At 73.7% G+C, this 25,125-nt stretch carries 22 protein-coding genes; 16 read left to right on the forward strand and 6 right to left on the reverse strand.

The features are described from left to right. The first annotated feature begins 75 nt into the window (after positions 1–75). From LWC35_RS08715 to LWC35_RS08750, 8 genes are all read left to right on the forward strand, one after another. Entirely contained in the window at positions 76–864 is a 789-nt protein-coding gene (locus LWC35_RS08715) for a helix-turn-helix transcriptional regulator (RefSeq protein WP_372463022.1), read from the forward strand. Then, on the forward strand, positions 861–2,297 hold the full coding sequence (gene sufB, locus LWC35_RS08720) for a Fe-S cluster assembly protein SufB (RefSeq protein WP_232869517.1): 1,437 nt from the start codon (positions 861–863) through the stop codon (positions 2,295–2,297). Before LWC35_RS08715 ends, sufB begins: the two co-directional genes overlap by 4 nt. After that, positions 2,294–3,502, forward strand: a complete 1,209-nt coding sequence (locus LWC35_RS08725; RefSeq protein ID WP_232869518.1) for a SufB/SufD family protein — start codon at positions 2,294–2,296, stop codon at positions 3,500–3,502. The genes sufB and LWC35_RS08725 overlap by 4 nt, the downstream gene beginning before the upstream one ends. Positions 3,503–3,532: 30 nt before the next feature. After that, positions 3,533–4,297 carry a Fe-S cluster assembly ATPase SufC gene (gene sufC / locus LWC35_RS08730; protein ID WP_232869519.1) on the forward strand — a complete coding sequence of 255 codons (765 nt, stop codon included), beginning with the start codon at positions 3,533–3,535 and terminating at the stop codon, positions 4,295–4,297. After that, on the forward strand, positions 4,294–5,583 hold the full coding sequence (locus tag LWC35_RS08735) for a cysteine desulfurase (protein WP_232869520.1): 1,290 nt from the start codon (positions 4,294–4,296) through the stop codon (positions 5,581–5,583). Before sufC ends, LWC35_RS08735 begins: the two co-directional genes overlap by 4 nt. Then, a complete protein-coding gene (gene sufU / locus LWC35_RS08740) occupies positions 5,583–6,023 on the forward strand; it encodes a Fe-S cluster assembly sulfur transfer protein SufU (protein ID WP_232869521.1) in 441 nt (146 codons plus the stop codon). Before LWC35_RS08735 ends, sufU begins: the two co-directional genes overlap by 1 nt. Further along, positions 6,020–6,433 (forward strand): metal-sulfur cluster assembly factor, encoded by a 414-nt coding sequence (locus tag LWC35_RS08745; protein ID WP_232869522.1) that lies wholly within the window; start codon positions 6,020–6,022, stop codon positions 6,431–6,433. Before sufU ends, LWC35_RS08745 begins: the two co-directional genes overlap by 4 nt. A gap of 296 nt (positions 6,434–6,729) precedes the next feature. Then, on the forward strand, positions 6,730–8,175 hold the full coding sequence (locus LWC35_RS08750) for an NF041680 family putative transposase (protein WP_232869523.1): 1,446 nt from the start codon (positions 6,730–6,732) through the stop codon (positions 8,173–8,175). Positions 8,176–8,184: 9 nt separating this feature from the next. Here LWC35_RS08750 and LWC35_RS08755 read toward each other — a convergent pair whose 3' ends face one another. From LWC35_RS08755 to LWC35_RS08770, 4 genes are all read right to left on the reverse strand, one after another. Further along, complete coding sequence (locus tag LWC35_RS08755; RefSeq protein ID WP_232869524.1) at positions 8,185–9,264, reverse strand: adenylate/guanylate cyclase domain-containing protein; 1,080 nt, start codon at positions 9,262–9,264, stop codon at positions 8,185–8,187. Between the two features lie 7 nt (positions 9,265–9,271). Further along, a complete protein-coding gene (locus LWC35_RS08760; RefSeq protein WP_232869525.1) occupies positions 9,272–9,721 on the reverse strand; it encodes a universal stress protein in 450 nt (149 codons plus the stop codon). A gap of 82 nt (positions 9,722–9,803) precedes the next feature. After that, positions 9,804–11,012 (reverse strand): lycopene cyclase family protein, encoded by a 1,209-nt coding sequence (locus LWC35_RS08765; RefSeq protein WP_232869526.1) that lies wholly within the window; start codon positions 11,010–11,012, stop codon positions 9,804–9,806. Between the two features lie 2 nt (positions 11,013–11,014). Then, a complete protein-coding gene (locus LWC35_RS08770) occupies positions 11,015–11,791 on the reverse strand; it encodes an SDR family oxidoreductase (protein WP_232869527.1) in 777 nt (258 codons plus the stop codon). A 139-nt stretch (positions 11,792–11,930) separates the two neighbouring features. Between LWC35_RS08770 and LWC35_RS08775 the strand changes: the two genes are divergently transcribed. The 5 genes from LWC35_RS08775 to LWC35_RS08795 all read left to right on the forward strand — a co-directional run bounded on the left by LWC35_RS08775 (position 11,931) and on the right by LWC35_RS08795 (position 18,098). Beyond that, positions 11,931–13,553, forward strand: a complete 1,623-nt coding sequence (locus tag LWC35_RS08775; RefSeq protein WP_232869528.1) for an ABC-F family ATP-binding cassette domain-containing protein — start codon at positions 11,931–11,933, stop codon at positions 13,551–13,553. Positions 13,554–13,774: 221 nt separating this feature from the next. Then, a complete protein-coding gene (locus tag LWC35_RS08780) occupies positions 13,775–13,984 on the forward strand; it encodes a helix-turn-helix domain-containing protein (RefSeq protein ID WP_028932228.1) in 210 nt (69 codons plus the stop codon). A 236-nt stretch (positions 13,985–14,220) separates the two neighbouring features. Beyond that, positions 14,221–16,155 carry an ABC transporter ATP-binding protein gene (locus LWC35_RS08785; RefSeq protein ID WP_372463019.1) on the forward strand — a complete coding sequence of 645 codons (1,935 nt, stop codon included), beginning with the start codon at positions 14,221–14,223 and terminating at the stop codon, positions 16,153–16,155. A gap of 66 nt (positions 16,156–16,221) precedes the next feature. Continuing rightward, positions 16,222–17,667, forward strand: coding sequence for an MFS transporter (locus LWC35_RS08790; RefSeq protein ID WP_232869529.1), 1,446 nt, complete (start codon positions 16,222–16,224; stop codon positions 17,665–17,667). Next, a complete protein-coding gene (locus tag LWC35_RS08795; protein WP_232869530.1) occupies positions 17,664–18,098 on the forward strand; it encodes a MarR family winged helix-turn-helix transcriptional regulator in 435 nt (144 codons plus the stop codon). Before LWC35_RS08790 ends, LWC35_RS08795 begins: the two co-directional genes overlap by 4 nt. A gap of 104 nt (positions 18,099–18,202) precedes the next feature. On the opposite strand, the gene LWC35_RS08800 is transcribed toward LWC35_RS08795, so the two are convergent. Continuing rightward, entirely contained in the window at positions 18,203–19,171 is a 969-nt protein-coding gene (locus LWC35_RS08800; RefSeq protein ID WP_232869531.1) for an AraC-like ligand-binding domain-containing protein, read from the reverse strand. Between the two features lie 259 nt (positions 19,172–19,430). On the opposite strand from LWC35_RS08800, the gene LWC35_RS08805 reads away from it, so the two are divergent. Then, entirely contained in the window at positions 19,431–21,560 is a 2,130-nt protein-coding gene (locus tag LWC35_RS08805) for a molybdopterin-containing oxidoreductase family protein (protein WP_232869532.1), read from the forward strand. 111 nt (positions 21,561–21,671) lie between these two features. Here the strand turns inward: LWC35_RS08805 and LWC35_RS08810 are convergent, their stop codons facing one another. Beyond that, positions 21,672–22,277, reverse strand: a complete 606-nt coding sequence (locus LWC35_RS08810) for a TetR/AcrR family transcriptional regulator (RefSeq protein ID WP_232869533.1) — start codon at positions 22,275–22,277, stop codon at positions 21,672–21,674. 110 nt (positions 22,278–22,387) lie between these two features. On the opposite strand from LWC35_RS08810, the gene egtA reads away from it, so the two are divergent. Together egtA and egtB are read left to right on the forward strand one after the other, a co-directional pair. Then, positions 22,388–23,764: an ergothioneine biosynthesis glutamate--cysteine ligase EgtA gene (gene egtA / locus LWC35_RS08815; protein ID WP_232869534.1), complete on the forward strand. Its 1,377-nt coding sequence runs from the start codon at positions 22,388–22,390 to the stop codon at positions 23,762–23,764. After that, on the forward strand, positions 23,761–25,125 hold the full coding sequence (gene egtB, locus LWC35_RS08820) for an ergothioneine biosynthesis protein EgtB (protein WP_232869535.1): 1,365 nt from the start codon (positions 23,761–23,763) through the stop codon (positions 25,123–25,125). Before egtA ends, egtB begins: the two co-directional genes overlap by 4 nt.

Consider the following 25,125-nt stretch of genomic DNA (forward strand, 5'->3'; position numbering starts at 1 on the left):
ATACGCAACACTGGTGTTGTGAAAACAGCCGGACCGAGCACCACGACCCGGGCGCCGCAGGCGTCCGCCGTCGCCGTGCCCGCACCGGCCGCGCACGCGGCGGACGTCCCCGGCCAGCCCGCGCACGTCCCCGCCCAGCCCGAGGGTCGCACGCGGGTCGCGGTCGCCCGGCTCCTGCTGGAGCAGGGGCCGATCACGGCCGCGGAGGTCGCCGCCGAGCTGGAGCTCTCGGCCGCCGCCGTGCGCCGGCACCTGGACGCCCTGATCGCCGACGGCGAGGCCGAGACCCGGGAGGCGCCGCGGCGCTCCCGGCGCTCGCGCGGCCGTCCGGCCAAGCACTTCCTGCTCACCGACGCCGGCCGGGTCCGCTTCGGGCACGGCTACGACGACCTGGCCACCTCGGCCCTGCGCTTCCTCGCGGCCCACGCGGGGGAGCAGGCCGTCGGCGAGTTCGCCCGCTCCCGCGTGCACGAGCTGCTCGGCGACGCGGAGGACGAGATCCACGCGGCGGGCACGCCGGAGGAACGGGCCGAGGCGCTCGCACGCGTGCTCACCTCGCGGGGCTACGCGGCGGCGGCCCGGGAGGCCGGGCACGGCGTGCAGCTGTGCCAGCACCACTGCCCGGTGGCCCACGTCGCGGCCGAGTTCCCGGAGCTCTGCGAGGCCGAGACCGCGGCCTTCGCCGAGATCCTCGGCACGCACGTGCAACGCTTGGCCACCATCGCGCGCGGGGACTCCGCGTGCACCACCCACGTCCCCACCGTGTTCCCGGAGGCTCCCGAACGCCTCCGTACCGGGCAGCGCCCGGGACCGGCGGGGCAGCAAGCGACCACCACGTCCCCGAGAGGGAGGCAGTCTTCATGACGACCACTCCTGAGGTGAAGCCAGGGCTCACGCAGGAGGAGACGCTCGCGACGCTCGGCCGGTACGACTTCGGCTGGTCGGACCCGGACGTCGCCGGCGCGTCCGCCCGTCGCGGCTTGTCCGCCGACGTGGTGGCCGACATCTCCCGCCTGAAGAACGAGCCGCAGTGGATGCTCGACTTCCGGCTCAAGGCGCTGGACCTGTTCGAGCGCAAGCCGATGCCGCGGTGGGGCTCCGACCTCTCGGGCATCGACTTCGACAACATCAAGTACTTCGTGCGGTCCACGGAGAAGCAGGCCTCCAGCTGGGAGGACCTGCCCGAGGACATCAAGAACACCTACGACAAGCTGGGCATCCCGGAGGCCGAGAAGGCCCGCCTGGTCGCCGGTGTCGCCGCGCAGTACGAGTCCGAGGTCGTCTACCACCAGATCCGCGAGGACCTGGAGGAGCAGGGCGTCGTCTTCCTGGACACCGACACCGGGCTGCGCGAGCACCCGGAGCTGTTCCAGGAGTACTTCGGCTCGGTGATCCCCAGCGGCGACAACAAGTTCTCCGCGCTGAACTCCGCGGTGTGGTCGGGCGGCTCGTTCATCTACGTGCCGCCGGGCGTGCACGTGGACATCCCGCTGCAGGCCTACTTCCGGATCAACACCGAGAACATGGGCCAGTTCGAGCGGACGCTGATCATCGCGGACGAGGGCTCGTACGTGCACTACGTCGAGGGCTGCACCGCGCCGATCTACAAGTCGGACTCGCTGCACTCCGCGGTCGTCGAGATCGTCGTCAAGAAGAACGCCCGGGTCCGGTACACGACCATCCAGAACTGGTCGAACAACGTGTACAACCTGGTCACCAAGCGCGCCAAGGCCGAAGAGGGCGCCACCATGGAGTGGGTCGACGGCAACCTCGGCTCCAAGGTGACCATGAAGTACCCGGCCGTGATGCTGATGGGCGAGCACGCCAAGGGCGAGGTCCTGTCCATCGCGTTCGCCGGCGAGGGCCAGCACCAGGACGCGGGCGCGAAGATGACGCACCTGGCGCCCAACACGTCGTCGACGATCATCTCGAAGTCGGTGGCGCGCGGCGGCGGGCGCACGTCGTACCGCGGCCTGATCCGGGTCAACCCGCGGGCCAAGAACTCGAAGAGCACGGTGAAGTGCGACGCGCTGCTGGTCGACACGATCAGCCGCAGCGACACCTACCCGTACGTCGACATCCGCACGGACGACGTGCAGATGGGCCACGAGGCCACCGTCTCGAAGGTGTCGGACGACCAGCTCTTCTACCTGATGAGCCGCGGCCTCACCGAGGACGAGGCCATGGCGATGGTCGTGCGCGGGTTCGTCGAGCCCATCGCGCGCGAGCTCCCCATGGAGTACGCCCTCGAGCTGAACCGCCTGATCGAGCTGCAGATGGAGGGTTCCGTCGGATGACGACCCCAGAGGTTGCGGGGCTGGCACCCGAGCTCGCCGGCGCGAAGGAGGGGCAGGGCGAGAAGCCGGTCCTCTCCGCCGGCGAGCGCTTCACCTCCTACGACGTCGAGGCCTTCGAGGTTCCGGGCGGGCGTGAGGAGAACTGGCGGTTCACGCCGCTCAAGCGGCTGCGCGGCCTGCACGACGGCAGCGCGGCGCTCGACGGCCGGGCGCCGGTCACGGTGACCGCCGCCGAGGGCGTGACCGTGGAGACCGTCGGGCGCGACGACGCACGGATCGGTGAGGGCGGCACCCCCGCCGACCGTGTCGCCGCCCAGGCGTGGTCCGCGTTCACCGAGGCCACCGTCGTCACCTTCGACGGGACCCCGGCGCCCCTCACCATCACGATCGAGGGCCCCGGGGCCGGGGCGACGGCCGCGGGTCACCTGCAGCTGCGCACCACCCCGTTCGCCGAGGCCACCGTGGTGCTGGAGCACCGCGGGTCCGGCGTGCTGGCGGACAACCTGGAGGTCGTGCTCGCCGACTCCTCGCGGCTGACGGTCGTCGTCACCGAGGAGTGGGCGGACGACGCGGTGCACGTGACCGCCCAGCATCTGTCCGTCGGCCGGGACGCCACCCTCAAGGTCGTGTCGGTCTCCCTCGGCGGCGATCTCGTGCGCGTCAGCCCGACGGTGACCTACCGCGCCCCGGGCGGCGACGTCGAGCTGGTCGGGCTGGGCTACGCCGACGCCGGGCAGCACCTCGAGCAGCGCCTGCTGGTCGACCACGCGGTGCCGCACTGCAAGTCGAACGTGCTCTACAAGAACGCCCTGCAGGGGCGCGCGGGCACCACGGACGCCCACACCGTGTGGATCGGCGACGTGCTGATCCAGGCCGCGGCGGAGAACACCGAGACCTTCGAGTTCAACCGCAACCTGGTGCTCACCGAGCACGCCCGCGCGGACTCGGTGCCGAACCTCGAGATCGAGACCGGCGAGATCGTGTCGGCGGGCCACGCCAGCGCGACCGGCCGGTTCGACGACGAGCAGCTGTTCTACCTGCAGAGCCGCGGCATCCCCCAGGACCAGGCCCGGCGCCTGGTCGTCCGCGCGTTCTTCGGCGAGATCCTGCAGCGCATCCCGACCCACGGCCCAGGCGGCCTCCCGGACCTGCGTGAGCGGCTCGAGGCGGCCATCGAGGCCGAGCTCGCCGTCACCGGCGTCTAGCCCTTCCCACCACAGGAGTTCCGAACAGCGATGTCCACCCTGGAGATCAAGGACCTGCACGCGTCGGTCAGCACCGACGACGGTCCGAAGCCGATCCTGCGCGGTGTCGACCTGACCGTGAAGGCCGGCGAGACCCACGCGATCATGGGGCCGAACGGCTCCGGCAAGTCCACGCTCGCCTACGCGATCGCGGGCCACCCGAAGTACGAGATCACCTCGGGCCAGGTCCTGCTCGACGGCGAGGACGTGCTCGGGATGACCGTCGACGAGCGGGCCCGCGCCGGCCTGTTCCTCGCCATGCAGTACCCGGTCGAGGTCCCCGGCGTGTCGATGGCGAACTTCCTGCGCTCGGCGGCCACCGCGATCCGCGGCGAGGCCCCGAAGCTGCGCACGTGGGTGAAGGAGGTCAAGGGCGCGATGTCCGACCTCGGGATCTCCGAGGAGTTCGCCGACCGCTCGGTGAACGAGGGCTTCTCCGGCGGTGAGAAGAAGCGCCACGAGGTGCTGCAGCTCGCCCTGCTCAACCCGAAGATCGCGATCCTCGACGAGACCGACTCCGGCCTGGACGTCGACGCGCTGCGGGTCGTGTCCGAGGGCGTGAACCGGTACCGCTCGCCCGAGAACGGCATCCTGCTGATCACGCACTACACGCGGATCCTGCAGCACATCACGCCGGACTTCGTGCACGTGTTCGCCGGCGGCCGGGTCGTCGAGTCCGGCGGCCCCGAGCTGGCCGACGACCTCGAGAAGAACGGCTACGAGCGGTTCGTCCGGGAAGCGGCGGCGGCGTCGTGACCACGCTCCAGACCCCCACGGCGGGTCTGGACGTCGCCTCGATCCGCGACGACTTCCCGATCCTGTCGCGCACCGTCCGCGAGGGGCGCCCGCTGGTCTACCTGGACTCGGGCGCCACCTCGCAGCGCCCGCGCCAGGTGCTCGACGCCGAGCGGGCCTTCCTCGAGACGCACAACGCGGCCGTGCACCGCGGCGCGCACCAGCTCGCCGAGGAGGCCACGGACGACTACGAGGCCGCGCGGTCGAAGATCGCGGTGTTCACCGGCGCCGAGCCCGAGGAGCTGGTGTTCACCAAGAACGCCACCGAGGCGATCAACCTCGTCGCCTACGCGATGAGCAACTCCTCGATCCGCACGGGCCTGGGCCCGGAGTCGGAGCGGTTCGCGGTCGGCCCCGGCGACGAGATCGTCGTGACCGAGCTGGAGCACCACGCCAACCTGGTGCCCTGGCAGGAGCTGTGCCGGCGGACCGGGGCGACCCTGCGCTGGTACTCGGTCACCGAGGACGGCCGGATCGACCTCGACTCGCTGGCGCTCACCGAGCGGGTCAAGGTCGTGGCCTTCGCCCACCAGTCCAACGTCCTGGGCTCGATCGCCCCGGTCGAGGAGCTGGTGCGGCGGGCGCAGGCCGTGGGCGCGCTCACCGTGCTCGACGCCTGCCAGTCGGTGCCGCACATGCCGGTCAACCTGACGGAGCTCGGCGTCGACTTCGCCGCGTTCTCGGGGCACAAGATGCTCGGCCCCTCGGGCGTGGGCGTGCTCTTCGGCCGCACCGAGCTGCTCGACGCGATGCCGCCCTTCATCACCGGCGGCTCGATGATCGAGATGGTGCGGATGGAGGGCTCGACCTACGCCCCGCCGCCGCAGCGGTTCGAGGCGGGCGTGCCCATGACGTCGCAGGCCGTGGGGCTCGGCGCCGCCGTGGACTACCTGTCCGCGATCGGCATGGACACGGTCTTCGCGCACGAGCGGGAGCTCACGAAGGTCGCGCTCGACACGCTGCGCGAGGTCGAGGGCGTGCGCATCATCGGGCCGGACTCGCTCGAGCAGCGGGGCGGCGCGGTGTCCTTCGTGGTCGACGGGGTGCACGCGCACGACGTCGGCCAGGTGCTCGACGACCGGGGCATCGCCGTGCGGGTCGGGCACCACTGCGCGTGGCCCCTGCACCGCCGCTTCGGAATCGCGGCGACCGTCCGGGCGTCCTTCCACGTGTACACCACGGCGGAGGAGGTGGCCCAGCTCGCCGACGGCGTGCGGGCCGCCCGCGAGTTCTTCGGGGTCGCGTGATGAAGTTGGAGCAGATGTACCAGGAGATCATCCTGGACCACTACCGGCAGCCGCACGGCGCCGGCCTGCGCGAGCCGTACGACGCGGAGACCCACCACGTCAACCCGACCTGCGGCGACGAGGTGACCCTGCGGGTCAAGCTCGACGGCCAGAGCGTGCAGGACGTCTCCTACGAGTCGCTCGGCTGCTCGATCAGCCAGGCGTCGACGTCGGTGCTCACCGACCTGGTGGTCGGCAAGAGCGTCGAGGAGGCGTTCCGGATCCTGGAGTCCTTCCAGGAGATGGCCCAGAGCCGCGGCAAGGTGCCCGGGGACGAGGAGATCATCGGCGACGGGATCGCGTTCGCCGGCGTCTCCAGGTACCCGGCGCGCGTCAAGTGTGCTCTGCTGGGCTGGATGGCGTTCAAGGACGCGGTCGCGCGGGTGAAGGAGGAGGCATGAGCGACAACACCACCGGGACGGCCGACGACGAGATCGTCCGGGGCGCCGCCGGGATGCCGGAGCCGCCGGCCGCGCAGGCCGCCGGCGAGGGTCCCTCGCTCGACGACATCGAGGAGGCCATGCGCGACGTCGTCGACCCCGAGCTGGGGATCAACGTCGTCGACCTGGGCCTCGTCTACGGCCTGAAGGTCGAGGACAACAAGGCGGTCATCGACATGACCCTGACGTCGGCGGCCTGCCCGCTGACGGACGTGATCGAGGAGCAGGCCCGCTCGGCCCTCACCGGCCCGAGCAACGGCGGGCTGGTCGAGGACATCACGATCAACTGGGTCTGGATGCCGCCGTGGGGCCCGGAGAAGATCACCGAGGACGGTCGCGAGCAGCTGCGCGCCCTCGGCTTCCGCGTCTGAGCAATCGCAGGAGGGAACCATGATGCGCGGAGACGGCCGTCGATCGCGCATCATGGTTCCCTGACGCGTTCTCACGCGCCGTGGCTTCGCATTATGGTTCCATAACGCGCTCGGAAGGGCCGAATTCGCGCGCTATGGTTCCCTGACGCGTTCTCAGCTTGATCCTTAACCTTGGGGGGCCGCTCTCGGCTACTTGATGTTGGTCGTGCGGCGTGTCGTCCGGACATGGATGCGGCCACCACTTGATCCTCTTCGGGTTCCTCTCACAGAGCTCGAAGACGAAAGCGGTGGCCGCGATGGTCAGTGTGGCGTGTGCCGGGCCGGTGGTGCTTGGCGACACTCCGGCTCGAGGGGACGATCTGGCCCGGTTCCGGCAGGAGTTCTACGACTCGTTGACCGCGCGGGCGGATGCGCTGTTCGAGCTGTGTGATGCGGTCTTGTGCGCGGATGGTCCGGTCCACTCGCTGGTCGAGCTGACCTTGGTGGCCGAGCACCGTCGCGGGCACGGCGCGATGTACGACGCACTGGCCTGTGGCCGGATCGAGCCGCAGCGGCTCCGCCGGGTACTGGCCGGTCTCCCGCTGCCCAGAGGGGTCGATGGGCGGATCGTGCTCGCCGTGGATGTCAGCCCGTGGCTGCGCTCGGACGCCCCGACCAGCGCAGATCGGCTGTTCTGCCACGTCTACGGCCGAGGAAAAGGCAACGCGCAGATGATCCCGGGCTGGCCGTACTCGTTCGTCGCCGCCCTGGAACCGGGCCGTAGCTCGTGGACCGCGATGCTCGATGTCGTTCGGATCGGGCCCGGACAGGACGCCACCGCGGTCACCGCCGCCCAGCTGCGCGAGGTCGTCACCCGGCTGCGGAACGCGGACCAGTGGCGGGCCGGGGACCTGCCGATCCTGATCGTCGCCGATGCCGGCTACGACATCACCCGCCTCGCCCACGTGCTCGCCGCCCTACCGATAGAGCTACTCGGGCGGCTGCGCTCGGACCGGGTCCTGCGCGGCCCCCGCACCCTGCGCACCGCCCGAGCGATCGGCCGCCCGCCGCGCCACGGTCCGGACTTCGCTCTGTCCGCACCGGGCACCTGGTGGGCACCAGCCCAGACCACCGTCACCGACACAACCCGCTACGGCCGGGCGGTCGCCACCGCCTGGGACGGGCTCTACCCGCGCCTGACCCACCGCGGCGTCTGGGCCGACCACCCGGGTGAGCTCCCGATCATCGCCGGCACCCTGCTCCGCCTGCAGGTCGAACGGCTGCCCGGCGATCACGACCCGAAACCGGTCTGGTTGTGGTCCTCGGTCACCGGCGCGAGTGCCGAGGATGTGGACCGGTGGTGGCGGGCGTTCCTGCGCCGGTTCGATCTTGAACACACCTTCCGGCTGTTCAAACAGACCCTCGGCTGGACCGTCCCGAAGGTCCGTACCCCGGCCGCGGCGGACCGCTGGACCTGGCTGATCATCACCGCGCACACCCAACTGCGCCTGGCCCGACCCCTCGCCGCGGACCTGCGCCGTCCTTGGGAGAAGCCCGCCCGCCCGGGCCGGCTCACCCCAGCGCGGGTCCGACGCGGGTTTCGCCACCTCCGCGCGAACACGACCCGACCCGCCGCGGCACCGAAACCTGGCCGACCCGGCCCCGGCCGTCCACCCGGATCCCGCAACCGCAACCCCGCCACCCGCCACGACGTGGGCAAACACGCCACCAGCACAACAACACCCCGCACTGACCGAGGTTAAAGATCAAGCTCAGGTGCCGTGGGTGCGCTCGCGGAGCAGGTAGGGCTGCAGGTGGCGGTAGCCCCGGACCTGCAGGGGCTTGAGCCGGCGGGTGCCGAAGCGCTCGTCGCCCTCGATGCCGTGCGCGACCGCGCGGTCGACCAGGACGGTGTCCGGACGGGCGTGCGTGGTGAGCCGGGCGGCGATGTTGACCGGCTCGCCGTAGACGTCGCCGAAGCGCAGCAGCACGTCGCCGGCGGCCAACCCGATCCGCAGCGGGGGGAGCGAGGGCTCCTGCCGCACCCGCTCGCGCAGCCGCAGGGCCAGCCACGCGGCCTCGGCCGGCTCGTCGGTCACGAAGAGCACCTCGTCGCCGACGGTCTTGACCAGCCGCCCGCCGCACTCGGTGATCACCTCCGTGGTGCCGGCCTCGAAGTGCTCGATCATCTCGGACAGCTCGGCGGGGGAGCGCCGCCGCGTGGTGCGGGTGAAACCGACCATGTCCGCGAACCCGACCGTGAGGGCGCGGGTCTCGGCCGACTCCGGGTCGTCGAGCGGGCCGACCACGAACCGGGACACGGCGGCCGCCATGTGCCGCCGCCAGATGTAGGCCTGCACCCGTTCGAGCGTCGGCAGCAGGTCGGCCGCGAAGTGCAGCGCGGCCTCGGGCTCCATCTCCCCGGACGCCGCCCCGACGGTCGGCGCGGCGCGGTCGGCGACCATGCGGGCCAACATGCCGACCTGCCAGTCGGCGAGCCGGGACACCGACTGCGCGATCGCGCGCAGGACCGTCTCGCGCACGTCCGTGGGCAGCGACCGGGCGACGGGATCGGTGGCGAGCAGCCCCGCGGCGTCGACGTCCCCGTCGGTGAAGTAGACCAGCTCGTCGGGCACCTCGGGGAAGCCGAGCGACCGCCACAGCCGCAGGCCCTCCTCCTCGGGGACCCCGGCCCGCTCCAGCACCTCGGCGCGGGTGTAGCGCCGCGGCCCGCCGAGGATCATCTCCTCCAGCGCCCCGACCAGCGGCGCGGACTCGGCCAGCCGGCGCCTCTCGCCCCGGGCGGCGGCGTCGAGGAACGACCCGAGGTCCTCCAGCCAGCCCTCGCTCACGGGCTGCTCAGGTGGTGTGCACGATCAGGACGTCGACGCCGGAGCGGCGGGCGACGTCCGACGGGACCGAGCCGAGGATGCGCCCGCTGAGGGTGTTGAGGCCCTTGTTGCCCACCACGAGCAGGTCGGCGTTGCGCTCCTGGACCGCCTTGCGCAGCACGTCGGCCGGGGCGCCGTCCTCCGCGACCTTGCTGATCTTGGTCGCGCCGATCGCGGCGGCCTTGTCCTCGGCGGTGCGCAGCACCTCTTCCGCGGGCGTCCAGCCGCGGACCTGGTAGGCCTCCGCGCCGAGGGCGTCCTCGGCCTCGAGGGTCTCGTCACGCGAGGCCGGCGTGTAGGCCGAGACCAGCACGAGCTCGGCGTCGGAGTCGCGGGCGACGGCCGCTGCGCGCTCCACGGCGACGTACGAGGTCGCCGATCCGTCCGTGCCGACGACGACGGTGGTGTAGGCGGACATGTGCCCTCCGGGGGATCGGTCACGCGATGGTCCCGGCAGATTACCGACCGGTAGTTCGCTGACCTGCCCCGACTCGCGAGCGTCACCCGGTGGTGGCGGGGCGGGCCCGGGGCAGCAGCGCGGGACCCACGAGCCGGGCGCGCAGCGACCAGTCCGCGCGGGCCCACAGCGCGCGCATGGCGGCCGCCGTGCCGGGCAGGTCGGCGCGGCCGGTCAGGTAGGCCCAGCGGTGGTGCGCGGGCAGCCCGAGGAACGCCTCGAAGAAGGCCGGCACCCGCGCGGGCGGCATCCGCAGCAGCGCCTCCAGGCCGCGGTGCCGCAGCACGTGCACGGCGCGGGCCTGGGCCGGCCACACGACCGACCGGGCCGCACGGCGGGGTGCGGGCCCGGCCAGCGCCTCCGCCAGCCGCGGTGCCAGCCGCAGCGCGGTCGCCACCGAGAAGCCGGTGGCGGGATGGACGAGGGCGCCCGCGGCGCCGAAGGCGGGCCCCGGCGCGAGCGTCGCACCGACGGGGCCCTCCACGGGGAACCGGACGCGTTCCTCCTCGGCCCCGGCGGGCGGGTGCACACCGTGGCGGGCCAGGCGGGCGTGCAGCCGCGCGCGCAGCTCGGGCAGCGGCAGGCCGGGGCGGCGGGCCAGGGAGGTCTCCTCGAGCAGCACCCGGCCGCCGCCGAGCGGGACCGCGTAGAGGAAGGTCGGCCAGGCCCCGCCCGGCCGGCCGTGCTCCTGCCGCCAGTCCATGAACAGCGCCTCGCCCGACGCGACGAGCGGAGCGGCCACGGTCTCCTCGACGACCAGCCCGTACGCCGTCTGCTCCGCGGGGGCCCGGCGCGCCCGGGCGGGCCGGTGCCCGGTGGCGTCGACGACGAGCCGCGCCGGCAGGCGCCCGGCGGCCAGCCGGGCGTACCCCGGCTCGCTGCCCACCACCTTCGCGCGGTGGACGGCGACGCCGGCCAGCCCCGCGTCGAGGTGGGCGCGCAGTGCGGGGGTGTCGAGGACCGTGTACTCCCAGCCGAGCCGGTGCTCGGTCAGCGCGACGGCCCGGCCCTGCGCCCGCGCGGCGACCACGCCCGCCGGCAGGTCCACCGGCAGCTCGTCCGCCCAGGCGGCGTAGGTCGCGCGCCAGGGGCGGTCCGGGGCTGGGTCGGCCAACGCGGTCCGCAGGCCGATCCGTGCGCAGGCGGCGGCGAGGGCGCGCCCGGCGGGGCCGCCCCCGGCCACCAGTACGTCCACCGCGCCGCCACCGCGGCCGGGCGTGGGCGGTGCCGCCGGCGCGGCGGGCTCCCGCACGTTCAGCCGTTCCTCCCGGAGGCCAGGGCGCCGCCGTCGAGCCGCACGGTCTCGCCGGTGATCCAGCCCGAGGCGTCGGACACGAGGAAGGCGACGGCCGCGGCGACGTCCTCCGGGGTGCCGAGCCGCTTCAGGGGGTAGCCGTTCGCCACGCCCTGCTCGTCGTGCTCGTAGAGCGCCGCCGCGAACCGCGTCTTGACGACGGCGGGGGCCACGGCGTTGACGCGGATGCCCGGGCCGAGCTGGCCGGCCAGCTCCTCGGTGAGCCGGATGAGCGCGCCCTTCGAGGCTCCGTAGGCGCCGATGACGCCGGTCGCCCGGATCCCGGCCATCGACGCGACGTTGACGACGGCCCCGCCGTGGTCGCGCATCCACGCCCGGTACGCGAGCTGCACGAACCCGAGCGGGGCGACGACGTTGACGTCGAAGATCTTCGACACGGCGTCCAGGTCCGCGTCGACCAGCGGACCGTACTGCGGGTTGATGCCGGCGTTGTTGACCAGGATCGCGAGGTTGCCGAAGGTCTCGACGGTGCGCGCCACGGCCTCCTCGCGGTGCGCCGGGTCGCCCGCGTTGCCGGCCACCGTCAGCACGCGCCCCGGCGCACCGAGCTCCGCCGCCGCCGACTCGAGATCGGGTTGCTTGCGGCCCGTGATGGCGACGGACGCACCCCGGGAGAGCAGCTCGGCGGCGACGGCGAGCCCGATCCCGCGGCTCGCGCCCGTGACGAGCGCGGCCCGACCGGCCAGATCCCCCGTCGCGTCGGTGACTTCGGTCATGACGGTGACCCTACGGGGGAAACGGGGATGCGCGGGCCGGTAGCCTGGAGGCGTGATCCTGATCGAGTAGGCGCCGCGCCCCGGTACCCGTGTGCCCCCAGGCCGCCCTCCTCGTTCCGACCCCTCCCGGAGTCCCTTCATGATCACCGCCACCGACCTCGAGCTGCGCGCCGGCTCCCGAATCCTGCTGTCCGGCGCCACCCTGCGCGTCCAGCCCGGCGACCGGATCGGCCTCGTCGGGCGCAACGGCGCCGGCAAGACCACCTCCATGCGCGTGCTGGCGGGGGAGGGCGAGCCCTACGGGGGTGCGGTCACCACCAACTCGCCCGTCGGCTACCTCCCGCAGGACCCACGCGAGGGCGATCTCTCCGTCACGGCGAAGGACCGGGTGCTCTCCGCCCGCGGCCTCGACGAGCTGTTGCGCAAGCTGGAGAAGGTCCAGACCGCGATGGCCGAGCTGGTCGACGGCCCCGAGAACGAGCGGGCCGTCCGCGAGTACGGGCGGCTGGAGGAGCGCTTCGCCGCGCTCGGCGGGTACGCCGCCGAGAGCGAGGCGGCCCGGATCTGCACGAACCTCGGCCTGCCCGAGCGGGTGCTGAACCAGCAGATCGCCACCCTGTCCGGCGGGCAGCGCCGGCGCGTGGAGCTGGCCCGGATCCTGTTCGCGGCGTCGGACGGCGGCTCGCAGAGCGCCACCACGCTGCTGCTCGACGAGCCGACCAACCACCTCGACGCCGACTCCATCACCTGGCTGCGCGGATTCCTGCAGGCCCACGAGGGCGGGCTCGTGGTGATCAGCCACGACACCGACCTGCTGGCCGCCGTGGTGAACAAGGTGTGGTTCCTCGACGCCACCCGCGGCGAGGTCGACCAGTACAACATGAACTGGAAGCGCTACCTCGAGGCGCGCGCCACGGACGAGAAGCGGCGCCGCCGGGAGCGGGCCAACGCCGAGAAGAAGGCGTCGGCGCTGCACGCCCAGGCCGCGAAGATGGGCGCCAAGGCCACCAAGGCCGTCGCCGCGAAGAACATGGCCCGGCGCGCCGACGAGCTGCTGGCCAACCTGGAACCGGAGCGCCAGGCGGACCGGGTGGCCAAGATCCGGTTCCCCACGCCGGCCCCGTGCGGACGCACCCCGCTCACCGCGGAGAACCTCTCCAAGGCGTACGGCTCGCTCGAGGTGTTCACCGGCGTGGACCTGGCCGTCGACCGCGGGACCAAGGTCGTGGTCCTGGGGCTCAACGGCGCGGGCAAGACCACGCTGCTGCGGCTGCTGGCCGGCACCGAGAGGTCCGACTCCGGCGCCGTCGTGCCGGGCCACGGACTGCGCACCGGCTACTTCGCGCAGGAGCACGACACGCTCGACATGGATGCGAGTGTCTGGGAGAACATCCGGCACGCCTCGCCCGACGCCCCGGAGCAGCAGCTGCGCACGGTGCTGGGCACGTTCATGTTCTCCGGCGAGCAGCTGGAGCAGCCCGCGGGCACGCTCTCCGGTGGTGAGCGGACCCGGCTGGCGATGGCCGGCCTGGTCTCCAGCGCGGCGAACGTGCTGCTGCTCGACGAGCCCACGAACAACCTCGACCCGGCCAGCCGCGAGCAGGTGCTCGACGCGCTGCGCCGCTTCGAGGGGGCGGTCGTGCTGGTCACCCACGACCCCGGTGCCGTCGAGGCACTCGAACCCGACAAGGTGATCGTGCTTCCGGACGGTACCGAGGACCACTGGTCCGCGGACTACCTGGAACTCGTCCAGCTGGCGTAGGCCACGCGCCCGTGACGGCGAGGTGACCTCCCGGTGACACCGGGACCGAATGCGATCACCCGTCCGCGTGATCCGAACGGAGGAACCGTTCACCGATCATGCGGGATGTTGCGCTGGCCACATCCCGACAGAAGGATCATCATGGCTCGCACCGACGAGCCGATCGGCGGCTCCGGTCCGCGGACGCGGGGTCCGCGGTGGGGCAGAGGAGGTCAACTGTCGTGGCCGACCTGAAGAAGGGAGCCCGGATCACGGGCACCCAGCGGGACAAACTCGCCACCGATCTGAAGAAGAAGTACGAGAAGGGCGCGAGCATCCGCGCCCTGGCCGAGCAGACCGGACGGTCCTACGGCTTCGTGCACCGCGTGCTGAGCGAGACCGGGGTGACGCTGCGCGGGCGCGGCGGGGCCACTCGCACCAAGAAGAAGTAGGGGCGGCCCGGAACCCTCCCGGAACCATCCACGTCGACACGCACCCGCCACCGTCCGCAGGCACGGCGGCGGGTCGACGTGTGTGCACCGCCCGGGCCGCTCGTGAGCGCGTGACCGCGCCCTGACCGCGCGCGTGACGCGCGCCGCCCCGACCCTCGCACTAGGGTCGACACCGAGACTCGGTTTCGGCCTCCGGCGACGCGCTCGTGGCCCATGACGCGGTTCGGGTGAGGTGTGTGGACAGGCCGCTCACGATCATGCGCGGGATGACGCGGGCGGCCGACGCCCCGCGCTCCGTCGCCAAGGGGACGATCCCGCGGATCTGGCGGTTCGCCAGGCCCTACCGGCTGTGGCTGCTGTCGTTCCTGCTGCTCACGACCGGGACCGCGGTCATCGGTGTCGTCACCCCGCTGCTCGCCGGCCGGGTGGTCGACGCGATCGTCGCGGGCGGCGCGGACGCGGCCCGCCGGGTGATCACGCTCGCCCTCTGCATCGCCGCGCTGGCCGTGGCCGAGGCACTGATCGGACTGGGCGCCCGCTGGTTCTCCTCGCGCATCGGCGAGGGTCTGATCGTCGACCTGCGCACCGCGGTGTTCACGCACGTCCAGCGCATGCCGGTCGCCTTCTTCATGCGCACCCGCACCGGCGCGCTGGTCAGCCGGCTCAACAACGACGTCATCGGCGCGCAGTCGGCCATCACCACCACGCTCGCCAGCGTCCTGTCGAACGTCATCCAGCTGACCCTCGCGCTCGCCGTGATGATCGGGCTGGCATGGCAGGTCACCGTGCTCGCCCTGCTGCTGCTGCCGATCTTCGTGCTGCCGGCGCGGCGGATGGGCCGGCGCATCGCCGACCTGCGGCGGGACTCGGCGAACCTGAACGCGTCGATGAGCACGCAGATGACCGAGCGGTTCTCGGCGGCGGGCGCCACGCTCGTCAAGCTGTTCGGGCGGCCGCGGGAGGAGGCGCGCGAGTTCGGCGAGCGCGCCGAGCGGGTCCGCGACATCGGGGTCCGGACGGCGATGGTGTCCCGGGTCTTCGTCACGTCCCTGTCGTTGGTCTCGGCGCTGGCCCAGGCGCTCGTCTACGGGCTCGGCGGCTGGCTCGCGGTGACCGGGCGGATCGAGCCGGGCACGGTCGTCACCCTCGCCCTGCTGCTCACCCGGCTCTACACGCCGATGACCGCGCTGGCCAACGCGCGCGTGGACGTCATGACCGCGCTGGTCGCGTTCGAGCGGGTCTTCGAGGTCCTCGACCTGGAGCCGATGATCACCGAACGGCCGGGGGCCCGAGCGCTGCCGCCCGGTCCGGTGTCGGTGCGCCTGCGCGGGGTCCACTTCTCGTACCCGACGGCCGAGCAGGTCTCGCTCGCGTCGTTGGAGGACGTCGCCGTGCTGGACCGGCGCGCCCCCGGCGAGGTGCTGCACGGCGTCGACCTGGAGGCGCCGGCGGGCTCGCTGCTGGCACTGGTCGGGCCGTCCGGGGCCGGGAAGTCGACCATCGCCTCGCTGCTCCCGCGGCTCTACGACGTCGACTCCGGCGCCGTCGAGCTCTCCGGCGTCGACGTCCGGGACCTGACCTTCGACGCGCTGCGCGGCGCCGTCGGCGTGGTGACCCAGGACGGGCACCTCTTCCACGACACCATCGCGGCCAACCTGCGCTACGCGCGCCCGGAGGCATCGGACGACGAGCTGCGCGAGGCCCTGCACCGCGCGCGGCTCGGCGAGCTGCTCGACCAGCTGCCCGACGGTCTCGGGACCGTGGTGGGGGAGCGCGGATACCGACTCTCCGGCGGTGAGCGGCAGCGGCTCACGATCGCCCGGCTGCTGCTGGCCCGCCCGCCCGTCGTGGTGCTCGACGAGGCGACCGCGCACCTCGACTCCGAGTCCGAGGCCGCGGTGCAGGAGGCGTTGGCCGAGGCACTGGTGGGGCGGACGGCGATCGTCATCGCCCACCGGCTGTCGACCGTCCGCGCGGCGGACCGGATCGCGGTCGTCGAGGCCGGGCGGGTGACGGAGCAGGGCACGCACGCCGAGTTGCTGGCCGCGGAGGGGCGCTACGCCGCGCTGCACCGCACGCAGTTCGCCGACCCGGGCGTCACGGACGCCGCCTGTCTGGTCCCGGGCTGCGACCACTCGCACGACGAGCGCGATCTGCCTCTCATGCGCTGACCCGGCGACCCGAGCGGTTGTAGCATGCTAACGATTGTGCTGCCGCAACCACCGTCCGGAGGGCCCGTGCCCGAGCTCGGCCGCAGGCACCGCCTGCTGGTGCTCGTGATCTGCTGTTCCAGCCTGTTCGTCGTCAGCATGGACTCGACCATCGTCAACCTGGCGCTGCCGTCGATCCAGGCCGACCTGTCGGCGTCGGTCACCTCGTTGCAGTGGACGATCGACGCCTACACCCTCACCCTGGCGAGCCTGCTGATGCTGGCCGGGTCGACCGCGGACCGGGTGGGGCGCAAGCGGATCTTCCGGATCGGGCTGGTGCTGTTCGGCGTCGGCTCGCTGCTGTGCAGCGTCGCGCCGTCGGCCGGGGCGCTCGTCGGCTTCCGGGTGGTGCAGGCGCTGGGCGGGGCGATGCTCAACCCCGTGGCCATGTCGATCATCGTCAACGTCTTCACCGACCCTCGCGAGCGCGCCCGCGCGATCGGGGCGTGGGGCAGCGTCGTCGGGCTCAGCATGGCGCTGGGGCCGCTGATCGGCGGCGCCCTCGTCGACGCCGTCGGCTGGCGGTCGGTGTTCTGGATCAACGTGCCGGTGGTCGTGGCGGCCGTCGTGGCGACGACCCGGTTCGTGCCGGAGTCCCGGGCCCCGCGGCCGCGGCGGCTCGATCCGGTGGGCCAGGTGCTGATGGCGGTGCTGCTGGGCGGCGCCACGTTCGCGATCATCGAGGGCCCGGCCCAGGGCTGGACCTCGCCGGCCGTGCTCGGCTGCGCGGTCGCGGCGGCCGCCGCGCTCGCGACGCTGCTGCCGTGGGAGCGGAACCGGCCGGAGCCGCTGCTCGACCCGCGCTTCTTCCGCAGCGTCCCGTTCGCCGGGGCCACGGTGATCGCGGTGTGCGCCTTCGCCAGCCTCGCCGGTTTCCTCTTCGTCAACGCGCTGTACCTGCAGTCCGCGCGCGGCTACTCCCCGCTGCACGCCGGGCTGCTCACGCTGCCGATGGCCGCGATGGCGGCGGTCCTGCCGACCGTCGCCGGGCGGCTGGTCGCCACCCGGGGGGCACGGATCCCGCTCGTCGTCGGCGGGGCCGGGCTCGTGCTCTCCGGTGCGGTGCTGCTGACCCTGCGCACCGACTCGCCGCTGTGGGTGCTGATCACCGCGTACGTGCTGTTCGGGATCGCGTTCGGCATGGTCAACCCGCCCATCACCAACACCGCCGTCTCCGGCATGCCGGCCGCGCAGGCCGGAGTGGCCTCGGCGGTGGCGTCCACGAGCCGGCAGGTCGGCACGGCCCTCGGCGTCGCGATCATCGGGTCGGCGGTCACGGCCTCGGTCGTCGGGCCGCTGCCGACGGGGCTCGCCGCGGCCACGCACGTCGGCTGGGCGGTGCAGATCGGCTGCGGGATCGTGGTCCTCGTGCTGGGCCTGGTCTCGACGACGGCGTGGGCGCGGCGCACCGCCACCCACACCGCCGAGCTGTTCGCCGCCTCCGACGTGCCGGCCCGGGCGGGTGTGTCGTGACGGTCGAGGGCGAGGTCCGCGAGCTCGACCCCGCCGACCCGGCCGTGCGGGCCTGGGGGCGGATGCGGGCCCTCGTCGTGGACCAGCACGACCGGCGGCGCGAGGCCTGCGAGGCCGTCGGGCTCAGCTTCGTGCGGGTCAAGGCGCTGCTCGAGGTGGCGCGCCGGCCCGGGACGCTCTCCGACCTCGCCGACCGGCTCTCGGTCGACCGGCCCTACGCCACGGTGGTGGTCGACGAGCTGCAGAAGCGCGGTCTGGTCCGCCGCGAGCACCATCCGGAGGACCGGCGCTGCAAGATCGTGAGCGCGACCCCGGACGGGGAGCGGGCCGCCGCCACCGCCCGGGCGATCCTGGGTGACCCGCCGCCGGTCCTGCGCGCCCTGCCGCCCGAGGACCTCGCCCACCTCGACCGGATCCTCGCCGCCCTCTGACCCCCGCGAGTCGGGAGTTCCGGCGGCGCGAGTCGGGGGTTCCGGCGGCGCGAGTCGGGGGTTCTGGCGGCGCGAGTCGGGAGTTCTGGCGCGGGGGTCGCGGGTCAGGGGGCGAGGTGGCGCGCCCGGTAGGTGGTGGGGGACACCCCGTACGCGGCCCGGAAGGCCCGGCTGAAGGTGGCGAGGTCGGGGAAGCCCCAGCGCCGCGCGACGTCCGTGACCGGCTCGCCGGCCCGCCGCCGGTCGGCCAGCTCGCGGCGGCAGTGCTCCAGGCGCAACCGGCGGATCCGCCGGTTCACCGTCTCGCCGGTCGTCGCGAAGAGCCGGTGCAGCTGGCGCACCGACACGAAGTGCGCCCGTGCGACGGCAGCCGGACCGAGGGCGGGATCGGCGAGGTGGGTGTCGAGGTAGGTGAGCATCTCCCGCAGCAGGGCCTGCTGCGGCCGGTCGACGGCGAGCGGCCCGGCCAGGTGCTCCACGGCCAGGGTGGTGACCAGGTCGCCGGTCTCGTCCGCCACGCGCGCGGCACCGGCCGGGGTCAGCCGCGGCGGTGCGGCGAGCAGCCCCCGCAGCATCCCGCCCACGATCCCGGACAGGCCCTCCCGACCGTCCATCCGCAGCGCGGTGGCGCGGGCGGACTCCCCGGCGTCGAGCCCGACGGCGGCGCGCGGCCACGTGAACACCTCGAGGCACCAGTCCCCGCCGAGCCGCCAGCGGAACGGCCTGCCGGTCTCGTAGATGGCGAAGTCGCCGCCCGCGAGCGCCGCGCGGCGGCCGTCCTGCTCCAGCACGCCCGTGCCCCGAGTGATCATCCCGATCTGCAGGAACTCCTGGTCGTCGGCCGCGGCCAGCGAGGGCGTCCGGCGGCAGACCTGGTCGACCGAGGAGACCTCCGAGACCTGCAGGTGGGCGACGGTCGCGTTGCGCACCGCGCCGGTGAACGTGCCGATCCGGCGGTCGGCGGCGATGTCGAGGGCCACGAAGTCGTGCCGGATGGTGTCCCGCCACTCGTCGAAACGGCGGGTGGCGTGTCGGTCCGTGCCGCCGGGCGCCGATCCGGGTGCGAGGACCATGGTCACCTCCTGCGCGGACGACGGCACTCCCGCCGGCTCGCTCCGGAGGGAACCAGTCGCAGGTTCGCAGCGTGTTGCGGGCGCGTCAACGCCTCCGTCCGCCCGTCCCCGCCGCCGGTGCCCGTCCCCCACCGCCCGGCTGTCGTCGCTCGTTGCCCACCACCGGTCACTCGCTGCCCACCTCCGGTCGCTCGGTGCCAAGCCCGGTCGCGCGGCGGCGCACCAGGATGGGTCACCCCCACCACGATCCGGAGCCGCGATGACCCTCGCCGACCTGCCCCTCCTCGCCGTCGGGGAGACGGGCACCCACCGGGCGATCTGCCCGCACGACTGCCCCGACGGGTGCTCGATGCTCGTCAGCGTCGAGGACGGGAAGGCCACGGGGGTGCGGGGCGACCCGGACCACCCGTTCACCCGCGGCGGGCTCTGCGTCAAGGTGAACAACTACGTCGACCGGGTCTACAGCCCGGAGCGGGTCACCACGCCGCTGCGCCGCACCGGGCCGAAGGGCTCGGGCCGGTTCGCGCCGATCACGTGGGACGAGGCGATCAGCGAGATCGCCGACCGGTTCCGCGGGGTGGTCGCGGAGCACGGGCCCGAGGCGGTCATGCCGGTCAGCTACCTGGGGACCCAGGGCACGCTCAACGGGCTCAACGTCGGCGACCCCTTCTTCAACAAGCTGGGCGCGACCGTCGCGGAGCGCACCTTCTGCGACTCGGGCGCGTCGACGGCGTACGTGATGAGCCTCGGCCCGACGGCGGGCGTCGACCCCGAGAGCCTGGTGCACTCGCGCTACATCGTGATCTGGGCCTGCAACATGGTGTCGACGAACCTGCACCTGTGGCCGTTCGTGGCCGAGGCGCAGAAGCGGGGCGCCAAGGTCGTGGTCATCGACCCGGTCCGGCACCGCACCGCGAAGCGCGCCGACTGGCACATCCCGATCCGCCCCGGCACGGACGGCGCGCTGGCCCTGGCGCTGATCCACGTCATCCTCGCCGAGGGTCTGACCGACGCCGAGTACGTCGCCGAGCACACCGTCGGGGTCGAGGAGCTCGCGGAGCGGGTCCGCGACTGCACCCCCGAGTGGGCGGCGGAGGAGACCGGCATCCCGGCCGACGACATCCGGACACTGGCCCGCGAGTACGCGGCAGGCCAGCCGTCGATGATCCGGATCGGCGTGGCGATCGAGCGGCACTCCGGCGGCGGGCAGACCGTGCGGGCGATCTCCTGCCTGCCCGGCCTGGTGGGCGCGTGGCGCAGGCCGGGTGGCGGGCTGCTCGCCCTGCCGCTCTGGGCCTTCCCGGTGAACTGGGACGCGCTGTCCCAGCCACAGCTGCGGCCCGAGGGCACCCGGGTGGTCAACCAGTACCTGCTGGGGAAGGCACTGACCGGGGGCCTCGGCCTCGACCCCGGCATCCACGCGCTGATGGTCTACAACGCCAACCCGCTGATCGTCTGCCCCGACCAGGAGCGGATGGTCGCGGGGCTGTCCCGCGAGGACCTCTTCACCGTGGTCAGCGAGCAGTTCCTCACCGACACCGCGCAGTACGCCGACATCGTGCTCCCGGCTACCACCCAGCTCGAGCAGCTCGACGTCATGTTCTCGTGGGGGCACTTCTACATCGGTCTGAACCGGCCGTCGATCGCGCCGGTGGGCGAGGCGATCCCCAACACCGAGCTCTTCCGACGGCTGGCCGCCGCCATGGGGTTCGACGACCCCTGCTTCCGGATGACGGACGAGGAGCTGCTCGCACAGGCGTACGACTGGTCCGCCCCGGCGCTGGCGGGCGTCACCCCGGAGTCCCTGGCACGGACGGGATGGGCCCGGCTGAACCTGCCCGACGCCGACCGCTACGCCCCGCACGTCGAGGGCGGCTTCCCGACGCCGTCGGGCAAGCAGGAGTTCGTCTCCGCCGCCGCGGCGGGCGGCAACTTCGTGCTCCCCCTCTTCCGGCAGGGCAGCAACGAGGCGCAGCCCGGCGGCGAGGTGGACCCGTTGCCGCACTACATCCCGCCCGCCCGCAGCGACTACCCGCTGCACCTGGTCTCGCCCAAGGCCCACGCCTTCCTCAACTCGTCCTACGGCAATCTCGGTGCCCAGCAGCGGGTGCAGGGCGAGCCGTCGGCCATCGTGCATCCCGCCGACGCGGAGGTCCGGGGCATCGTCGAGGGTTCCCTGATCCGGGTCTTCAACGAGCGCGGGGAGTTCCTCGTCAAGGTCAGGGTGTCCGACGAGGTGGCCCGCGGGGTCGTGCTCGCGTCGATGGGGCAGTGGCGCTCGCAGGCGAAGGGACTGGCCACGGTCAACGCGGTCAACCCCACCGAGTTCGCCGACCTCGGCAACGCGCCGACCTTCTCCGACACCCGCGTCGAGGTCGAGCCGGCCTAGTACCGGCCGTCCCGTACCGACCGTCTGGTACCGACCCGTCCGCTCCCGACCTGCCCGCCGGCCCCACACCCCCTCCGGGGCCGGCGGGCGTGCCTCGCCGGGAGCGTCGGGTCAGCGGCGCAGGGTCCGCACGCTCTGCTCGACGAGGTCGAGCACGCCGTCGAGGGCGTCGGCCGGCAGCCCCATGGCCAGGTGCGACACCAGGCCCTCCAGCACCAGCTCGAGGTACTGGGCCAGCACCGGGACGGGGACGTCGTCGCGCAGGGCCCCGGCGGCGGCCTGCCGCTCGAGCCGCTCCCGGGTGGCGGCGGTCAGCTCCGCGGAGTGCGCCTGCCAGCGCTCGCGGAAGTCCGGGTCGGTGCGCAGCCGCCGCGACACCTCCAACCGGGTGCCGAGCCAGCTGCGGTCGCCGTCGAGGTCCGGTGCGCCGTCGGCGGGGTCCACCCGGGTGCCGTCGAGCAGGTTGCGCATGACCTGGACCAGGCCCCGCTCGGCGACGACGTCGGCCATCCGGCGGGCGTCCTGCTCGGCGAGGGCGAGGAACAGGGCGTCCTTGTCGCGGAAGTAGTGGAAGATCGCGCCGCGGGACAGCCCCGTGCTCTGCTCGAGCCGCCGGACCGTCGCCCCCTCGTACCCGTGCGCGGCGAAGCACCGCCGGGCGCCGTCGAGGATGTGCTGGCGCCGGGCGGCGAGCTGGTCGGTACTCACACGGGGCACCGGTCCAGTATCCCGTACGTACGTCTTGTGGCGCAGGCCGCGCGGACGGCCCCGCGAAAGACGTGAAGAAGCGCCTGCAACTGTCGGACCCCGCGGGTAGCGTTCGCTCCGTGCTTCCAGACGCGGGGATCGTGCCCGCCGTCCCGGGGCCGGAGGGCGTTCGCGCGCCGTCCGGGATCCCGGTGCAGGCGGGCAAGGGGGCGGAGCGGCCCGCGGCCGGCACCGAGCTGCGCAGCCGGGCGGAGGCCGAGGCCTACGTCGCCTCGGTCTGTTTCAAGCACGGGCCCCCGCGGTACGTGGGCGTGGAGCTCGAGTGGCTCCTGCGCCCCGCCCGGCCCGCCGATCCCGCCGACCTCGCCGACCTGCTCGGCGCGCTCGGCCCGCACGCCCCCGCCCCGCTCGTCCCCGGTTCCCCCGCCGCCCCGCTGCCGCACGGTTCGGTCGTCACCGTCGAACCCGGCGGCCAGGTCGAGCTCGCCAGCCCCCCGACGGCCGGGCTGGCCGCCCTCGTCGCCACCGTCGAGGCCGACACCGCCGCCCTCCACGCCCGGCTCGCCGCCCGCGGCCTCACCCCGGAGCCCCGCGCCGCCGATCCCGTCCGGCCCGCGCGGCGCCTCCTGCAGCTCCCGCGCTACCGCGCCATGGAGCGCGCCTTCGACCGCTTCGGCCCGCACGGCCGCAGCGGCATGTGCTCCACGTCCGCGGTCCAGGTCGCGCTCGACGCCGGGGAGCACGCCGACCTGCCCGCGCGCTGGGCCGCCCTGCACGAGGTGGGGCCGGTCCTGGTGGCCGCGTTCGCCAACTCCCCGCTGCTGCACGGGCGGGGAACCGGCGGGTGCGCCGCCTGGCTGGCCCTCGACCCCGCCCGCACGGCACCACCGCCGTCGGTCGAGGGCGACCCGGCCGGGGCGTGGGCCGAGCGGGTCGTGGGCACGCCGCTGCTCTGTGTCCGGGGCGCGGGGGAGTGGTCCACCCCCGAGGGCGTGACCTTCGGCGACTGGGTCGAGGGCCGGCTGCCCGGCCGCCGGCCGACCGTCGCCGACCTCGAGTACCACGTGTCCACGCTGTTCCCGCCGGTCCGCCCGCGCGGGTTCCTCGAGGTCCGGTACGTCGACGGGCAGCAGGGCGAGGACTGGGCGCTCCCGGTCGCCGTGCTCGCCGCGCTGAGCGCGCGGCCCGCCGTCGTCGACCGGGTGCGGGAGATCTGTGCGCCCGCCCGGCTGCGCTGGACCTCGGCGGCCCGGCACGGGCTCGAGGACCGCGTCCTCGCCGCGGCCGCCGTCGAGGTGTTCTCGCTGGCCTGCGCCGAGCTGCCCGCGCTCGACCCGCCACCCGGCCTGCTGGACCGGCTGGTGGAGGTCACCGAGCGGCGCGTCGCCGCCGGCCGCTGCCCCGCCGACGACCCGTTGCCCGGGGAACCGCCCGCCGGCGGTGCCCTCGAGACCCTCGAGATCATCCCGTCCCCGACGGAGGGAGCACTCCCGTGACGATCACTCCCGAGACCGACCCCTTCCACACCCCCGAGCAGCTCCGCACCCACGTCGCGGGGCTGCTCGAGCGGTCCCGTGCGCGCAGCACGGGGCTCACCGACGCGGTCGACGAGGGCGACCTCGTCGCCCAGCACTCGCCGCTGATGTCCCCCCTGGTCTGGGACCTCGCCCACATCGGCAGCCAGGAGGAGCTCTGGCTGGTCCGCGACGTCGGCGGCCGCGAGCCGCTGCGCCCCGAGATCGACGGGCTGTACGACGCGTTCCAGCACAGCCGGGCCAGCCGCGTCGAGCTGCCCCTGCTGACCCCGCCGGAGGCCCGCCGCTACGTGGCCGAGGTGCGGGAGAAGGCGCTCGACGCACTGGAGCGCAGCCCGTTGCGCGGCCGCCGGCTGGAGCACGAGGGCTTCGCCTTCGGCATGATCGTCCAGCACGAGCAGCAGCACGACGAGACCATGCTCGCCACCCACCAGCTGCGCGCCGGGGCGCCGGTGCTGCAGGCACCCGAGCCACCCGCAGGGCGCCGCCTCGCCGCACGCGAGGTGCTGGTGCCCGCCGGGGCGTTCACCCGGGGCACCTCGACCGAGCCGTGGGCGCTGGACAACGAACGCCCCGCGCACCCGGTCCCGTTGCCCGCCTACTGGATCGACACCCACCCGGTGACCAACGGCGAGTACGCCGCGTTCGTCGAGGCCGGCGGGTACGCCGACCCGCGCTGGTGGAGCGAGGAGGGCTGGCGGCACCGCACGGCCGAGGGCCTGGTCGCGCCGCAGTTCTGGGAGCGGGACGCGGCGGGCGAGTGGTGGCGGCGCCGGTTCGGCGTGGTCGAGCGCGTGCCGGCCGACGAGCCGGTGGTGCACGTCTGCTTCCACGAGGCCGCGGCCTACGCCCGCTGGGCCGGCAAGCGGCTGCCCACCGAGGCGGAGTGGGAGAAGGCCGCCCGCTTCGACCCGGCCACCGGGCGCAGCCGGCGCTACCCCTGGGGCGACGGGCCACCCACCGAGCGACACGCCAACCTGGGGCAGCGTCACCTGCGGCCCGCGCCGGTCGGCGCCTACCCCGAGGGGGCGTCGCCGCTCGGTGTCGAGCAGCTGATCGGCGACGTCTGGGAGTGGTGCGACTCGGGCTGGCACCCCTACCCGGGGTTCGAGGCGTTCCCGTACCGCGAGTACTCCGAGGTCTTCTTCGGCGGCGACTACAAGGTCCTGCGCGGCGGCTCCTTCGGCACCGACCCGTCGGCGATCCGGGCCACCTTCCGCAACTGGGACCACCCCGTCCGCCGGCAGATCTTCTCCGGCTTCCGCTGCGCGCGGGACGCGTCGGCGGCCGACGCCGCCGAGCACGCGGACCCGCGCCCCTGA

This window comes from Pseudonocardia kujensis (genome assembly GCF_021283305.1).
Classification (GTDB): Bacteria; Actinomycetota; Actinomycetes; order Mycobacteriales; family Pseudonocardiaceae; genus Pseudonocardia; species Pseudonocardia kujensis.

Excerpts from the sequence above, each read along its gene's own strand:
- LWC35_RS08775 (WP_232869528.1), top strand. The coding sequence starts at position 11,931 with ATGATCACCGCCACCGACCTCGAGCTGCGCGCCGGCTCCCGAATCCTG.
- LWC35_RS08760 (WP_232869525.1), bottom strand. The coding sequence starts at position 9,721 with ATGTCCGCCTACACCACCGTCGTCGTCGGCACGGACGGATCGGCGACC.
- LWC35_RS08800 (WP_232869531.1), bottom strand. The coding sequence starts at position 19,171 with ATGGTCCTCGCACCCGGATCGGCGCCCGGCGGCACGGACCGACACGCC.
- sufC (WP_232869519.1), top strand. The coding sequence starts at position 3,533 with ATGTCCACCCTGGAGATCAAGGACCTGCACGCGTCGGTCAGCACCGAC.
- LWC35_RS08770 (WP_232869527.1), bottom strand. The coding sequence starts at position 11,791 with ATGACCGAAGTCACCGACGCGACGGGGGATCTGGCCGGTCGGGCCGCG.
- sufU (WP_232869521.1), top strand. The coding sequence starts at position 5,583 with ATGAAGTTGGAGCAGATGTACCAGGAGATCATCCTGGACCACTACCGG.
- LWC35_RS08750 (WP_232869523.1), top strand. The coding sequence starts at position 6,730 with ATGGTCAGTGTGGCGTGTGCCGGGCCGGTGGTGCTTGGCGACACTCCG.
- LWC35_RS08725 (WP_232869518.1), top strand. The coding sequence starts at position 2,294 with ATGACGACCCCAGAGGTTGCGGGGCTGGCACCCGAGCTCGCCGGCGCG.
- LWC35_RS08805 (WP_232869532.1), top strand. The coding sequence starts at position 19,431 with ATGACCCTCGCCGACCTGCCCCTCCTCGCCGTCGGGGAGACGGGCACC.
- sufB (WP_232869517.1), top strand. The coding sequence starts at position 861 with ATGACGACCACTCCTGAGGTGAAGCCAGGGCTCACGCAGGAGGAGACG.
- LWC35_RS08745 (WP_232869522.1), top strand. The coding sequence starts at position 6,020 with ATGAGCGACAACACCACCGGGACGGCCGACGACGAGATCGTCCGGGGC.